This is a genomic window from Pseudomonas peli (assembly GCF_050563605.1).
GTDB lineage: Bacteria > Pseudomonadota > Gammaproteobacteria > Pseudomonadales > Pseudomonadaceae > Aquipseudomonas > Aquipseudomonas peli_A.
In genome coordinates this window covers 423,128-437,637 of sequence record NZ_JBNXUH010000001.1, presented here as the reverse complement: position 1 = coordinate 437,637, position 14,510 = coordinate 423,128, and the positions used below count along the sequence as shown (strand labels likewise).

The window sequence follows — 14,510 nt, the reverse complement described above, 5'->3', positions numbered from 1 at the left end:
GCATTCTGAGTCTGTTTTTAACGCAGCATCACCGATGCGCAGTACACCCTCTTACTTACGCTTCATCGACTGGAAGAACTCTTCGTTAGTCTTGGTCGCTTTCAGCTTGTCGGTGAGGAACTCGATGGCGGCAATCTCATCCATCGGGTGCAGCAACTTGCGCAGAATCCACATGCGCTGCAGTTCGTCATCGGCGGTCAGCAGTTCTTCGCGGCGGGTACCGGCGCGGTTGATGTTGATCGCAGGGAACACACGCTTCTCAGCGATACGACGGTCCAGCGGCAGCTCCATGTTGCCGGTGCCTTTGAACTCTTCGTAGATCACTTCATCCATCTTCGAGCCGGTTTCTACCAGCGCGGTGGCGATGATGGTCAGCGAACCGCCTTCTTCGATGTTACGCGCGGCGCCGAAGAAGCGTTTCGGCTTCTCCAGGGCGTGAGCGTCGACACCACCGGTAAGCACCTTGCCAGAGCTTGGGATCACGGTGTTGTAGGCACGCGCCAGACGGGTGATGGAGTCGAGCAGGATGACCACGTCTTTCTTGTGCTCAACCAGGCGCTTGGCCTTCTCGATGACCATTTCGGCAACCTGCACGTGGCGGGTTGGCGGCTCGTCGAAGGTCGAGGCAACTACTTCGCCGCGCACGGTGCGTTGCATTTCGGTCACTTCTTCCGGGCGCTCGTCGATCAACAGAACGATCAGGTGGCACTCGGGGTTGTTGCGCGCGATGTTTGCGGCGATGTTCTGCAGCATGATGGTCTTACCGGCTTTCGGCGGTGCGACGATCAGGCCGCGCTGGCCTTTGCCGATCGGGGCGCAGAGGTCGATCACCCGGCCGGTGATGTCCTCGGTGGAGCCGTTACCGGCTTCCATGACCAGACGCTTGGTGGGGAACAGCGGCGTCAGGTTTTCGAACAGAATCTTGTTCTTGGCGTTTTCCGGGCGGTCGTAGTTGATCGTGTCAACCTTGAGCAGCGCGAAGTAACGCTCGCCTTCTTTCGGCGGGCGAATCTTGCCGACGATGGTATCGCCTGTACGCAAGTTGAAGCGGCGGATCTGGCTCGGCGAGACATAGATGTCATCGGGGCCAGCGAGGTACGAGGCATCCGCAGAGCGGAGAAAGCCGAAACCGTCCTGGAGAATCTCCAGCACGCCATCACCGGAGATTTCCTCACCGCTTTTAGCGTGTTTTTTCAACAGGGAGAAAATCACGTCCTGCTTGCGCGAACGGGCCATGTTTTCCAGGCCCTGTTGTTCAGCGAGTTCCAGCAGTTCGGTAATCGGCTTTTGCTTGAGTTCGGTCAGATTCATAGGAATGACGTAATCATGAAGGAGGGGAATAAGCTATTTAGCTTGGGAGGCCGCGCCGCTGAGAAGGCGACTTGATCGCCTGCTTGTATATCGAAAGATTCGAATAGGAATGCGTCGGCGACGGCTTGCAGGGGGCTGCATAGGAAATGCAGCGAGGCCGAATGTAACACCGGTTTTATTCATACGTCTAGCGCCCAGACAGAAAAAAGCCCCGCAATGTGCGGGGCTTTCAGGGCTTGTTGCCGTCTCAGCGCAACTTAGATGTTGCTGTCGAGGAAGGCCGCCAGTTGCGACTTGGACAGCGCGCCAACTTTGGTGGCTTCAACATTGCCGTTCTTGAACAGCATCAGCGTCGGGATGCCACGCACACCGAACTTCGGCGGGGTGTCCTGGTTTTCATCGATGTTCAGCTTGCAGACTTTCAGTTTGCCCTGATAGGTCTGAGCGATCTCATCGAGCACCGGCGCGATCATTTTGCACGGGCCGCACCACTCAGCCCAGTAGTCGACCAGCACCGGCCCTTCGGCCTGCAGGACATCTTGGTCGAAGCTGGCATCGCTGACATTGGTGATGAATTCGCTCATGGAAAGTCTCCGTGTTCGGAAGCAAAAGATGGGCGACATCATAGCCCGGCTTTTCCCACACAGGAAGGCGGCGGCAATTGAGCTTCTCTATGGCTTGACCACAAGCCAGCCGCACGGCCGCCTATGTCCGAATTAATTCGGACGGCCGGCAAGCCCTCGCCTGACGCTGCGCGAGCCCTAGCGCAGCAGGCCTGGTCTGTACCTGCGACATCAGTATGCGTTGGCGGGGCTGGGCTATCGTGGCACGATGGCGCGGTTCCGCATTGAGATGGTTCTGCCATGCCGCATACCCCTGCCGAGTCTTTTCCTTTGATTGCAGCTATCGACCTGGGCTCCAACAGCTTCCATATGGTGCTGGCCAAAGCCGATCACGGCGAGATCCGCATCCTCGAACGCCTCGGCGACAAGGTCCAGCTGGCCGCCGGCATCGACGAGCAGCGCCTGCTCAGCGAAGAAGCCATGCAGCGTGGGCTCGATTGCCTGCGCCGCTTCGCCCAGCTGACCGCTAGCCTGCCGGAAGGCGCAGTGCGCGTGGTGGGCACCAATGCCCTGCGTGAAGCGCGCAACCGTGGCGAATTTATCCGCCGCGCCGAAGAAATCCTCGGCCACCCGGTTGAAGTCATCTCCGGGCGCGAAGAAGCGCGGCTGATCTACCTCGGCGTATCGCACAGCATCGCCGACACCCCCGGTAAGCGCCTGGTCGCTGACATTGGCGGCGGTAGCACCGAGTTCATCATCGGCCAGCGCTTCGAGCCGCTGCTGCGCGAAAGCCTGCAGATGGGCTGCGTCAGCTTTACCCAGCGCTTCTTCAAGGATGGCAAGATCACCCCGGCGCGTTACGCCCAGGCCTACACGGCGGCGCGGCTGGAGATCATGGGCATCGAGCACGCCCTGCGCCGCCTGGGCTGGGAAGACGCCGTGGGCGCATCCGGCACCATCAAGGCCATCGGCCTGACCATTCAAGCCGCCGGCCTGGGCACGGGCGAGGTCAACGCCCAGGGCTTGGCCTGGCTGAAACGCAAAGTATTCAAGGCCGGTGAGGTGGAAAAACTCGACCTCGACGGCATCAAGCCGGATCGCAGGGGGATTTTCCCGGCGGGCCTGGCGATTCTCGAAGCGATCTTCGATGCCTGCGATATCCAGCGCATGAGCCATTCCGAAGGCGCCCTGCGTGAAGGCGTGCTGTACGACCTGCTCGGCCGCCATCAGCATGAGGACGTGCGTGAGCGCACGCTCAGCTCGCTGATGGAGCGCTATCACGTCGATCTGGAGCAGGCGGCGCGGGTCGAGAGCAAGGCGCTCGCGGCGCTGGAGAAAGTCGCCAACGACTGGCAACTGCAGGACGACTGGCACCGCGAGCTGCTCAGCTGGGCGGCCAAGGTGCACGAAGTCGGCCTGGACATCGCCCACTACCAGTACCACAAGCACGGCGCCTACCTGGTCGAGCACTCGGACCTGTCCGGTTTCTCGCGTCAGGACCAGCAGATGCTTGCCCTGCTGATACGCGGCCATCGACGCAATATCCCCAAGGACAAGTTCGCCGAATTCGGCAGCGAAGGCATCAAGCTGATCCGCCTGTGCGTGCTGCTGCGCTTTGCCATCCTGTTCCACCACATCCGTGGCACCCAGGAAATGCCCAACGTGCAGCTCAAGGCCGCCGAACAACGCCTGGAGATTCAGTTCCCGCAAGGCTGGCTGGAGAACAACCCGCTAACCCAGGCAGATTTCACCCAGGAAGCGGAGTGGCTCAAGCGTATCGGTATCGAACTCAGCGTGCGTTGATCAGCGGCGCTGTCAGCTTCTCCAGCAGACCGGCCTGCGCGCTGCGCGGGTTCTGGTTGCCGCTTGGGCTGACGCGCAGATAACGCCCGTCCGGCTGCAGCACCCAAGCCTGGGTGTTGTCGGTCAGGTAGCTTTCCAGCTCCTTCTTGACCCGCAGAATCAGCTTCTTGCCTTCCACCGGAAAGCAGGTCTCGACGCGCTTGTCGAGGTTACGCTCCATCCAGTCGGCACTCGACAGGTAGATCTTCTCCTCGCCGCCATTGGAGAAATAGAACACCCGCGTGTGCTCAAGGAAGCGGCCGATGATCGAACGCACCTGAATATTGTGCGAAACCCCGACAATCCCGGGACGCAGGCAGCACATGCCACGCACCACCAGGTCGATCTTCACCCCAGTCTGGCTGGCCTTGTACAACGCGCGGATGATCTTCGGGTCGGTCAGCGAGTTGAACTTGGCGATGATATGCGCCGGCTTGCCCTCGGCCGCCAGCGCGGTTTCGCGGGCGATCATGTCGAGCAGGGTCTTTTTCAGGGTAAACGGCGCGTGCAGCAGCTTCTTCATGCGCAGGGTTTTACCCATGCCGATCAGCTGGCTGAACAGCTTGGAGACGTCCTCGCACAGCGCCATATCGGCGGTGAGCAGGCTGTAGTCGGTGTATAGCTTGGCGTTGCCGGCGTGGTAGTTACCGGTGCCGAGGTGGGCGTAGCGGACGATATCGCCACTCTCGCGGCGCAGGATCAGCATCATCTTGGCGTGGGTCTTGAACCCCACCACGCCGTAGATCACCACCGCGCCGGCGGCCTGCAGACGGCTGGCCAGTTGCAGGTTGGACTCTTCATCGAAACGCGCACGCAGCTCGATCACCGCGGTGACTTCCTTGCCGTTACGCGCAGCTTCCACCAGCGCGTCGACGATCTCCGAGTTGGCTCCAGAGCGGTACAGGGTCTGCTTGATCGCCAGCACGTGCGGATCTTTCGCCGCCTGACGCAGCAGATCGACCACCGGGGTAAAGGACTCGAAGGGATGCAGCAGGAGGATGTCCTGCTTGCTGACCACGCTGAAAATGTTCTCGGCGTTCTGCAGCAGCTTGGGGATCACCGGGGTGAAGGGCTTGTATTGCAGCTCCGGGTGGCTTTCCAGGCCAGTGATGCTGAACAGGCGAGTCAGGTTGACCGGTCCATTGACCCGGTACAGCTCGGCCTCGGTCAGGCTGAACTGCTTGAGCAGGTAATCCAGCAACGGCCGTGGGCAGGTGTCGACCACTTCCAGGCGCACCGCATCGCCATAACGGCGGCTGAACAGCTCGCCGCGCAGGGCGCGGGCCAGGTCTTCAACGTCCTCGGTGTCCACCGAGAGGTCGGCGTTACGGGTCAGGCGGAACTGGTAGCAACCCTTAACCTTCATGCCCTGGAACAGGTCATCGGCGTGGGCGTGGATCATCGAGGAGAGGAACACGAAGTTGTCGCCAGGACCGCCCACCTCTTCCGGCACCTTGATGATGCGCGGCAGCAGACGCGGCGCCGGAATGATCGCCAGGCCAGAGTCGCGGCCGAAGGCGTCGATGCCTTCCAGCTCGACGATAAAGTTCAGGCTCTTGTTCACCAGCAGCGGGAACGGGTGCGTCGGGTCGAGGCCGATCGGGGTGATGATCGGCGCGATCTCGTCGCGGAAATAGCGGCGCACCCAGGCCTTGTGCTTGGCCGTCCAGAAGCGTCGACGGATAAAGTTGACGTTGTGCTTGGCCAGCGCCGGGAACAGGGTGTCGTTGAGAATCGCGTACTGCCGGTCCACCTGCTCGTGCACCAACTCGGCAATCCGCGCCAGAGCCTGATGCGGTTGCAAACCATCGGCGCCGGCCTGTTCGCGGGCGAAGTTGATCTGCTTCTTCAGGCCAGCAACGCGGATCTCGAAGAACTCATCCAGGTTGCTGGAGAAGATCAGCAGAAACTTCAGCCGTTCCAACAACGGATAGGACTCATCCAGCGCCTGTTCCAGCACGCGGATATTGAATTGCAGCTGCGACAGCTCGCGGTGGATATACAGGCTGCTGTCATCCAGGTTATGGATCACCACAGGCGCAGGTACGACCGGCGCTGGGGCCTCGATGACAGGCACTTCCACGGCTACAACCTCGTCGACGACCGGCTGGGCGTCTTGCAATTCAGGGGTACTGAGTCCTTCGGTGTTCATTACAAAGTCCTGGCGGGGCTATTGCCCCTGCTTCAGCAGTTCTGCCGCGCGCACGGCGAAATAAGTCAGGATGCCATCGGCACCCGCACGTTTGAAGGCAGTCAGTGATTCGAGAATCACCGCCTCGCCCAACCAACCATTCTGAATAGCCGCCATATGCATGGCGTACTCACCGCTGACCTGATAGACAAAGGTCGGCACCTTGAATTCCGCTTTGACCCGCCAGAGGATGTCGAGATAGGGCATGCCCGGCTTGACCATGACCATATCGGCGCCTTCGGCCAGATCGGCCGCTACTTCATGCAGCGCTTCGTCGCCATTGGCCGGGTCCATCTGGTAGCTGGCCTTGTTGGCCTTGCCCAGATTGGCCGCCGAACCCACCGCATCGCGGAACGGGCCGTAGTAGGCGCTGGCGTACTTGGCCGAGTAGGCCATGATCCGCACATTGCTGTGATCGGCCAGTTCCAGCGCCTCGCGGATCGCCTGCACTCGGCCATCCATCATGTCCGAGGGCGCCACCACCTGAGCACCGGCCGCGGCATGTGACAGCGCCTGCTTGACCAGCGCATCGACGGTCACGTCGTTCTGCACATAGCCGTCGGCATCGAGAATGCCGTCCTGACCGTGCGTGGTGAACGGGTCCAGCGCCACATCGCTGATCACCCCCAGCTCGGGGAACTTGGCACGCAGGGCACGGATCGCGCGCTGGGCGATGCCGTCCGGGTTCCAGGCTTCTTCAGCCAGCAGGGATTTCTTCTCCAGCGGCGTCACCGGGAACAGCGCCAGCGCCGGAATGCCCAGTGCGACCCAATGTTCGGCTTCCTTGAGCAGCAGGTCGATAGACAGGCGCTCGACACCCGGCATCGAGGCAATCGCTTCGCGGCGGTTTTCGCCGTCGAGGACGAACACCGGCAGAATCAGGTCATCGACACTCAGGCGGTTTTCCCGCACCAGGCGCCGGGAAAAATCATCACGGCGGTTGCGACGCAGGCGAGTGGCGGGAAACAGGCGATTGGCGGGGGTAAAGCTCACGGCAGGCTCCGAAGCCCGTAGCGACGGGCGAGTGTGACAGTTATAAGCGGCCATTATGACCAAAGTATGACAACGCACGACAGCGCTGCGACCGCTTGCCGCAAGCCCAGCAAGCATAGCGCTGCCACAGGCGCGGGGATATGCCCGAAAATAGGGGAAAAGCCATTACTCAAAGACCAAAAAGCATAACGGCGGAGCAGGCCTGCGCCTGTCCACCGTTATCGGGTCGAGCAGCGGTTTATGCCTAAGCAGGCACTGGATTGTGACCGCGCGGCGTCCAGAACAGCGCACCGAAACTGAGCAGGCTATAACCCAGCAGCAGCGCCCAAATCAGCGGCTGGGCCGGTAGCAGGCCCAATTGCAGCGCCAGCCAGGCCAGCGGCAGGTTCAACAACAGGCGCAGCACTTCCAGGCGTTTGGCGTTGGGCCGGTTTTCCAGCCAGTTGCCGATGATGAACAGGCCCACCGCCATCCAGGTCACGCCCAGCAACGTCTGCGCCAAGCTCAGCTCGCCGCCCATGCCCAACAGCAGCGTGCCGCCTGCCACATAAAGGCTGAACTGCACGCCTGCGTAGAGTTTCTGCGCCAGGCTTAGCGGCACGTCGAATTTGACGAACTGGCTGAGGTCCGGCTTGCTCTGCGGATATTTCGCCGCCACATCGGCCGGGCGCCAGCCGGTGCGCATAAACCAGATGCGCAGCTTGTCCCACCAAGACTCGGCGCGCACGGCGTCAAGCCACAGCGCGACATAGAACTGCGCATTGGCCCACAGCGGATTCCAGCTGGCCAGCGGCGTGGTTACGCCAAACACCACCGGGTGTTCGTCCAGCTCTTCCTGAAAGGTGCCGAACAGGCGATCCCAGAGAATGAACACTCCGCCGTAATTGCGATCCATATACACAGCATTCTGCGCATGGTGCACACGGTGGTTGGACGGCGTGATAAACGCCCACTCAAACCAGCCCAGTTTGGGGATATGCCGGGTGTGCACCCAGAACTGATAAAGCAGGTTCAGCGCCGCCACCGTGAGGAACACCAACGGTGGCACACCGGCCACGGCCATCGGCAGGTAGAAGATCCAGCCGAAGATAAACCCGGTACTGGTCTGCCGCAGCGCGGTGGAGAGGTTGTAGTCCTCGCTCTGATGGTGCACCGAATGCGCGGCCCAGAGCACGTTGCGCTCGTGACCCAGGCGGTGGTTCCAGTAGTAGCAGAAGTCGTAGAAGACGAAGGCGAACAGCCAGACCCACAGACTGCTGGCCGACAGCTCTACCACCGCCAGCTGTTGCCAGGCCAGGGTGTAGGTGAGCAGACCGACGGCCTTGGTCAGCAGGCCCACGGTGGTCGACAGCACCCCGGCACTGAGGCTGTTGACCGCATCGGAGAAGCGGTAGGTGCTGACCCCGCGCCAGCGGTCGAGCAGCAGTTCCAGGGCGATCAAGGCAAAGAAGAACGGTACGGCATAAAGGATGTAATTCATGGTTTCACCGGTTGCATAGAATCGCCATATCGCTGCACGAGGCTAACGGCTAGGATTGCTCAATAAATCCTAGCCCAGCACGGCACCCGCCTCGCGGCGCGCCATGCCAACCTGGGTGGCATATGACGACAACAGTGCTCAAGCGACGCTAGATCACGACTCAATCCGATACGGCTGGCAATTCAGGAGAACTTGATGAACAAAAAAGTCGCGGTGATTCTTTCCGGCTGTGGCGTCTATGACGGCGCGGAAATCCATGAAAGCGTGATCACCCTGTTGCGCCTTGATCAGCGCGGCGCCCTGGTGCAGTGCTTCGCCCCCAACGTGCCGCAGCTGCACGTGGTCGATCACTACAGTGGCGACGAGATGGACGACACGCGCAACGTGCTGGTCGAGTCGGCGCGCATCGCCCGCGGCAAGATCAAGGACGTCAAGGAGCTGCATGTCGGCGACTTCGATGCGCTGATCCTGCCCGGCGGTTTTGGCGTGGCGAAGAACCTCTCCGACTTCGCCATCAGCGGCGCCAACTGCACGGTGCAGCCGGATGTGTTGAGTGCCGCCCAGGCCTTCGTCAAGGCCGGCAAGCCGGTAGGCCTGATCTGCATCGCCCCGGCGCTGGCGGCGAAGATCTTCGGCGCTGGCGTGATCTGCACCATCGGCAAGGACCATGAAACCGCCGCGACTCTGGTGCAGATGGGCGCCGAGCACCATGAGTGCGAAGTCAGCGAGATTGTCGAAGACGCCGAGCGCAAGCTGGTAACCACCCCGGCCTATATGCTCGCCCAGTCGATCAGCGAAGCCGCCGCCGGCATCAACAAGCTGGTGGATCGGGTGTTGGAGCTTAGCCACCCGGCCTAAGTCTGCGGCCTGATCAGCCGCAGATCAGGCCTATAGCAAGCCAATCACGCCAATGCGCGCGGTACTCCGGCCGCGCCACTGGTCACAGCGGCCCCAGTGCGGCAGGTTGATCATCCATCCGCCCAGGCACGACTCCCATGAGCAACCCACCTTTCGAGCTCACCGCCGAGCTGCAACAAGCGGTGAGCAGCTTCTTCCAGCGCATCCCGTTCAATCAGGTGCTCGGTATCGAGCTGGATGAGCTGAGCGCCCAGCGCGTGACCATGCACCTGCCGATGAAGCCCGAGCTGATCGGCAACTTCGTCCACGGCATTCTGCATGGCGGGGTGATTTCCTCGTTGCTGGATGTGGCTGGCGGCGCCATGGCGCTGATTGGCGCCTTCGATAAGCACCAGCACCTGTCCAGCGCCGAACGCATGACGCGGCTGTCGAAGCTCGGCACCATCGACCTGCGCATCGACTACCTGCGCCCCGGCCGCGGCCAGCGCTTTACCGCTACCGCCGTGCTGCTGCGCACCGGCAACAAGGTGGCAGTGGTACGCAGTGAACTGCACAGCGACGACGGCACCCTGGTGGCAGTCGGCACCGGCACTTATCTCTGCGGCTAGCTGCAGGCACAGGTGGGCTTTACCCCCACGCAGGCTTACACTGACTGGCAAACCCAATGGCTGCGTAACCGCCTGTAGTTGGAGCCATTCATGTTTTCACTGCCCTTTTTCAGCCCGCCTGCGGCGGACCAGATGGTCCTGCTCGACTGCAGCCATGACCCGTTACTGGTGCTGCTGTCCTATCTGATTGCCAGTGCCGCCGGCTTTACCGCGCTGAATATGGCCGAACGCGTCAGCCGCGAGCAGAGCCGCGAACGCTGGCGATGGGTCGGGGCCTGGGCTTTGGGCGGCGGGATCTGGTCGATGCACTTCGTCGCCATGCTGGCCTTTTCCGCGCCGTTGGCGTTCAGCTACGACATCGGCATCACCCTGTTCTCCCTGCTGATCGCCATCGCCGTGTCCTATGTAGTGATGCGGGTGATCGGTCATGAACGGCTGCGCCTCTGGCAAACCGTGGCGGCCGCCATCGTCGCCGGCTGCGGTATCGCCACCATGCATTACACCGGCATGGCGGCTATTCGCTCGGCGGCCAGCCAGCACTACGATCCCGGTCTGTTCCTACTGTCGATTCTGATCGCCATCGTCGCCTCGCTCGCGGCCTTGTTGCTGGCCGGTTATTTCCGCGGGCAAAGCGGCCGTCGCGCCAACTGGCTGCGGTTGCTGGCCAGCCTGATCATGGGCGGGGCGATTGCCTCCATGCACTTCACCGGCATGGCAGCGCTGACCCTCAGCGTGCCGCTGGATCAACCGCTGCAAGCGGCGGCCAGCCAGGAAGGTCACCAACTGCTGGGCACAGCGATTGCCCTGATTGCCCTGCTGATCATCCTGATTGGCGCGCTGGCCGGCTGGGCCGATCAGCGCCTGCGCCAGGAGCGCCGGCAGCTGCATCAGCTAACCCAGCAACTGGACACCCTGACCCACTATGACGGCCTGACCGGCCTGCTCAACGGCCAGGCCTTCAGCCAGATGCTCGACACCACCCTGGCCACCGCGCCGCCTCACGGCGCTACTCTGCTGTTTATCGACCTGGACAACTTCAAGCGGATCAACGACAGCCTCGGTCATGGCCGCGGGGATGAACTGCTGAAACAGGTGGGCGCGCGCATCCGCAGTGCACTCGGCCGCGAAGACCTGCTCGGGCGTTTTTCCGGCGACGAGTTCTGCGCCTTTGCCCTCAACGTGCCACTGCAGCAAGGCAGCCAGTTGGCCGAGCGCATCCTCACGCAGATCCGCCAACCCTTCAGCCTGGAAAGCGGCCAGCTCAGCCTGACCGCCAGCATCGGCATCAGTCGCTACCCACAGGATGCCAACGATTCCGGCCAACTGCTGAAACAGGCCGGCATCGCCCTTGGCCACTGCAAGCGTCAGGGGCGCAATCACTGCCTGGGTTTCAGCACCCAGCTGGAACACGACGCGCAGCAGGAGCTAAGCCTGGAACAGGAACTGCGCGTAGCGCTGAACCGCGACGCGCTGCAGGTGTATTACCAACCCATCCTGTCGGCGCGCGGCGACCAGGTGGTCGCCCTGGAAGCCCTGGTGCGCTGGCAGCACAGCGAACTGGGGGTGATCAGCCCGGAGCGTTTTGTGCGCATCGCCGAGCAGCACGGCTTTATCCATGAGCTGGATATCTGGGTGCTCAAGCGCGCCTGCCGCGACCTCAAATGGCTGCACAACAATGGCTACCGGCAGATGCACCTGGGGGTCAACTGTTCGGCCCTGAGCCTGCTGCAGCCGCACCTGGTCAAGGCCATGGAGATCGAGTTGCAACGCGCCGACCTGCCGCTCAGTTCACTGACCCTGGAAGTCACGGAAAACGCCCTGATGCACGACCTGAGCGCCGCACAGACGCAACTCGACAAGATCCGCGCCATGGGCATGACCATCAGCATCGATGACTTCGGCACCGGCTACTCGTCCCTGCAATACCTCAGCCGCCTGCCCGTGGACAGCCTGAAGGTCGACCGCAGCTTTATCCGCGAAATCCCCGGCTCCAGCAGCGGCATGGCGATCACCTCCGCGATCATCGCCATGGCCCACAAACTCAAGCTGCGGGTGGTCGCCGAAGGCGTGGAGAACGTCGAGCAGATGATATTTCTGCAGGAACAGCAGTGCGACCTGCTGCAGGGCTACCTGTTCAGCAAGCCATTGCCGCTGGGTGAGCTGCATACCTGGCTGAATGGCGGGCACTACCGCCAGCGTTACGCGCCGGTCTGACGTTGTAGACGGGTAAGAATACGATCCAGCGAATTGGCGAACGCCTGCTTGTCGCGCTCGCCATAAGGCGGCTGACCGCCGCCAACCTGACCTTGCTCACGCAGCTCGGTAAACAGGTTACGCACCGCCAGCTTGTCACCCATATTGCGCTCATCAAACTCGCGGCCGCGCGGATCAAGGGCCGCGACGCCCTTCTTCACCAGGCGGTCGGCCAGCGGCACGTCGCTGCAGATCACCAGCTCACCCGGCACGGCATGTTCCACCAGGTAATCATCGGCCGCATCCGGGCCGCTGGGCACCACGATCAGCCGCACACAGCTGTACGCCGGTTTGATTTGCGCCTGACCCGCTACCAGCAGCACCTCGAAGCGTCGCTTCAAGGCGAACTTCACCACCTGATCCTTGGCCGCCTTGGGGCAGGCATCAGCATCAATCCAGACTCGCATCACCCAACATTCTCCAGAGGCAGCAAAGCCGGCATGTTAAGCCATGCCGGCAGCAGCTGCGCTTCAAGCCTGAGACAGACGGCGACGCTCGCCCAGCCAGCTACGCCCGTAGAGCAGCGCAATGGCCGCCAGCGCCGTGGCCTGGGCCGCAAGACTGTAGGCATCATCGTGAATGCCCAGCCAGTCAAACTCGAAGAATGCCACCGGCTGTGTGCCGAGCACCCCGGCTTCCTGCAGGGCGGCCACGCCATGGCCGGCAAATACCACCGAGAGTACGCAGAGCAGCACGGCATTGACGCCGAAGAAGGTCGCCAGCGGCAGTTTGCGCGAGCCGCGCAGAATCACCCAGGCCAGACCAAGCAGCAGCACCAGCGCCGCTGCCGCACCCGCCAACACCATGCCATGACCCTGCGGGCCAGCCTGCAGCCAGAGGGTTTCATAGAACAGGATGACTTCGAACAACTCGCGGTACACCGAAAAGAACGCCAGCACGGCAAAGCCGAAACGCCCGCCACCGCCGACCAGGCTGCTCTTGATGTAATCCTGCCAGGCCGCGGCATTCCGGCGGTCATGCATCCACACCCCGAGCCAGAGCACCATCACGCTGGCAAACAGCGCAGTCACGCCTTCCAGCAGTTCACGCTGCGCACCGCTGACGTCGATCAGATACGCCGCCAACGCCCAGGTGCCAGCCCCAGCCAGCAGCGCCAGGCCCCAGCCAATATGCACACTGCGCACCGCCTGTTGCTGGCCGGTGTTGCGCAGGAAGGCGAGAATCGCCGCCAGCACCAGAATCGCCTCCAGCCCCTCACGCAACAGAATCAGCAGGCTGGAGAAGAAGCTCAGCGAATCCGACAGGCCATCGCTGTCGAGCAGCTCAGCAGAAGTCGCCAGCTCGGCCTTGGCCTGCTCCAGCCGCTGCGCCGCCTGCGGCACCGACAGGCCGTCCTGCAGCGCCTGGCGGTAAGCCATCAGCGCTCGCTCGGTGGTCTTGCGCTGCACCGAGTCAAGGTTATCCAGGGCGCTTTCGACCAGTTCGAAGCCTTCCAGATAAGCTCCGACGGACAGGTCATAGGCCTGCTCGTGATCACCGGCGCGGTAGGCCGTCAGGCTCTGCTCCAGGGTCGCGCGGGTATGCTCGATCAATTGCAGCGGACCACGTTGCTGCACCGGCGGCTGCGCACGCTGGACGCGAAAGCGTGCAGCCGCCTCCTCACCCTGTGCTGCTGCAACTTCATTCGGGGTCGTGCCCGCCAACGCCGTCAGGCTGAACGGCTCGCCTGCGGCAACCGGCTCGGCGCTGAACCCGGCGATATAGCTGGCCAGGTCCCAGCGCTGACGCTCATCCAGCTGATCGGCAAAGGCCGCCATATCGGTGCCGTCGATGCCCAGGCCGATGGTGTTGAACAGGTCATACAGGCTTAACCGATTAAGCCGCGCCAAGTCGCGCAGATTGGCCGGTGGCGGTTCCAGGCCGATGCCCGCCGGCCCGTCACCCGCGCCGCTGTCGCCATGGCAGACGCTGCAGTGCTGGGCGAACAGCGGCGCGCCACGGCTAGGGTCGGGAGTGATGGCCGGCGTCTGGCTGACGCCATAGGCCGTGGCCAGGGTCGCGGACAACTGCCGCGCCTGCTGGGCGATCTGGCCGCCGTCGACACGCTGCTCAATGCCCTGGCGCAGGCTGGCCACGCCCTGCTGCAGCTCAGCCTGTTCGCTACGCACTGGCAGCGCAACGATCAGGCCTTGCAGTACAGTAAGAAACTCCAGCTGCTCGCGGTATTCACCGGAGTCGATCACCTGACCATTGGCCACGGTAGCCGGGTAGTCAGCGCCCAGGTAACCGAGCAGATGCAGAGCTTGCGCCGCGCCCTCGATGGGCTCGGCCATAACAACCAGGCTGCAGAGTGCCAACACGGGCACCAGCAACCAGCTGCAGAAACGCAATACGGAAGTCATATAGGAGTTGATCCCAAATACGAATGGATGACATTAGATTGTTACCCT

General features: G+C 62.3%; 11 protein-coding genes. 4 read left to right on the top strand and 7 right to left on the bottom strand.

The features are described from left to right. Positions 1-51: 51 nt before the first annotated feature. The gene (gene rho / locus ACQ4LH_RS02050) at positions 52-1,311 is read right to left on the bottom strand and encodes a transcription termination factor Rho (protein ID WP_090254678.1); all 1,260 of its coding nucleotides are present in this window, start codon (positions 1,309-1,311) and stop codon (positions 52-54) included. Between the two features lie 257 nt (positions 1,312-1,568). After that, on the bottom strand, positions 1,569-1,895 hold the full coding sequence (trxA, locus tag ACQ4LH_RS02045; protein WP_090241426.1) for a thioredoxin TrxA: 327 nt from the start codon (positions 1,893-1,895) through the stop codon (positions 1,569-1,571). A 279-nt stretch (positions 1,896-2,174) separates the two neighbouring features. On the opposite strand from trxA, the gene ppx reads away from it, so the two are divergent. Beyond that, positions 2,175-3,677 carry an exopolyphosphatase gene (ppx, locus tag ACQ4LH_RS02040; RefSeq protein ID WP_430695699.1) on the top strand — a complete coding sequence of 501 codons (1,503 nt, stop codon included), beginning with the start codon at positions 2,175-2,177 and terminating at the stop codon, positions 3,675-3,677. Here ppx and ppk1 read toward each other — a convergent pair. From ppk1 to ACQ4LH_RS02025, 3 genes are all read right to left on the bottom strand, one after another. Next, positions 3,664-5,868 carry a polyphosphate kinase 1 gene (gene ppk1, locus ACQ4LH_RS02035; RefSeq protein ID WP_430695698.1) on the bottom strand — a complete coding sequence of 735 codons (2,205 nt, stop codon included), beginning with the start codon at positions 5,866-5,868 and terminating at the stop codon, positions 3,664-3,666. The genes ppx and ppk1 overlap by 14 nt on opposite strands. An 18-nt stretch (positions 5,869-5,886) precedes the next feature. Then, entirely contained in the window at positions 5,887-6,900 is a 1,014-nt protein-coding gene (gene hemB / locus ACQ4LH_RS02030) for a porphobilinogen synthase (RefSeq protein ID WP_430695697.1), read from the bottom strand. Between the two features lie 244 nt (positions 6,901-7,144). Then, positions 7,145-8,380, bottom strand: coding sequence for a sterol desaturase family protein (locus ACQ4LH_RS02025; RefSeq protein ID WP_430695696.1), 1,236 nt, complete (start codon positions 8,378-8,380; stop codon positions 7,145-7,147). Between the two features lie 195 nt (positions 8,381-8,575). Between ACQ4LH_RS02025 and elbB the strand changes: the two genes are divergently transcribed. From elbB to ACQ4LH_RS02010, 3 genes are all read left to right on the top strand, one after another. Continuing rightward, the gene (gene elbB / locus ACQ4LH_RS02020; protein ID WP_430695695.1) at positions 8,576-9,238 is read left to right on the top strand and encodes an isoprenoid biosynthesis glyoxalase ElbB; all 663 of its coding nucleotides are present in this window, start codon (positions 8,576-8,578) and stop codon (positions 9,236-9,238) included. A gap of 137 nt (positions 9,239-9,375) precedes the next feature. Then, entirely contained in the window at positions 9,376-9,846 is a 471-nt protein-coding gene (locus ACQ4LH_RS02015) for a thioesterase family protein (protein ID WP_430695694.1), read from the top strand. A gap of 90 nt (positions 9,847-9,936) precedes the next feature. Further along, positions 9,937-12,060, top strand: coding sequence for a putative bifunctional diguanylate cyclase/phosphodiesterase (locus tag ACQ4LH_RS02010; RefSeq protein ID WP_430695693.1), 2,124 nt, complete (start codon positions 9,937-9,939; stop codon positions 12,058-12,060). Here ACQ4LH_RS02010 and ACQ4LH_RS02005 read toward each other — a convergent pair. Together ACQ4LH_RS02005 and ACQ4LH_RS02000 are read right to left on the bottom strand one after the other, a co-directional pair. Next, the gene (locus ACQ4LH_RS02005; protein ID WP_430695692.1) at positions 12,045-12,506 is read right to left on the bottom strand and encodes a YaiI/YqxD family protein; all 462 of its coding nucleotides are present in this window, start codon (positions 12,504-12,506) and stop codon (positions 12,045-12,047) included. The two genes, ACQ4LH_RS02010 and ACQ4LH_RS02005, sit on opposite strands and share 16 nt — an antisense overlap. Positions 12,507-12,569: 63 nt before the next feature. Next, on the bottom strand, positions 12,570-14,462 hold the full coding sequence (locus ACQ4LH_RS02000) for an FTR1 family protein (protein ID WP_430695691.1): 1,893 nt from the start codon (positions 14,460-14,462) through the stop codon (positions 12,570-12,572). Between the last annotated feature and the right edge of the window lie 48 nt (positions 14,463-14,510).

What these genes read in the sequence shown, in the direction of transcription:
- rho (WP_090254678.1), bottom strand. Translation starts at nt 1,311, where the DNA reads ATGAATCTGACCGAACTCAAGCAAAAGCCGATTACCGAACTGCTGGAA.
- trxA (WP_090241426.1), bottom strand. Translation starts at nt 1,895, where the DNA reads ATGAGCGAATTCATCACCAATGTCAGCGATGCCAGCTTCGACCAAGAT.
- ppx (WP_430695699.1), top strand. Translation starts at nt 2,175, where the DNA reads ATGCCGCATACCCCTGCCGAGTCTTTTCCTTTGATTGCAGCTATCGAC.
- ppk1 (WP_430695698.1), bottom strand. Translation starts at nt 5,868, where the DNA reads ATGAACACCGAAGGACTCAGTACCCCTGAATTGCAAGACGCCCAGCCG.
- ACQ4LH_RS02025 (WP_430695696.1), bottom strand. Translation starts at nt 8,380, where the DNA reads ATGAATTACATCCTTTATGCCGTACCGTTCTTCTTTGCCTTGATCGCC.
- elbB (WP_430695695.1), top strand. Translation starts at nt 8,576, where the DNA reads ATGAACAAAAAAGTCGCGGTGATTCTTTCCGGCTGTGGCGTCTATGAC.
- ACQ4LH_RS02015 (WP_430695694.1), top strand. Translation starts at nt 9,376, where the DNA reads ATGAGCAACCCACCTTTCGAGCTCACCGCCGAGCTGCAACAAGCGGTG.
- ACQ4LH_RS02010 (WP_430695693.1), top strand. Translation starts at nt 9,937, where the DNA reads ATGTTTTCACTGCCCTTTTTCAGCCCGCCTGCGGCGGACCAGATGGTC.
- ACQ4LH_RS02005 (WP_430695692.1), bottom strand. Translation starts at nt 12,506, where the DNA reads ATGCGAGTCTGGATTGATGCTGATGCCTGCCCCAAGGCGGCCAAGGAT.
- ACQ4LH_RS02000 (WP_430695691.1), bottom strand. Translation starts at nt 14,462, where the DNA reads ATGACTTCCGTATTGCGTTTCTGCAGCTGGTTGCTGGTGCCCGTGTTG.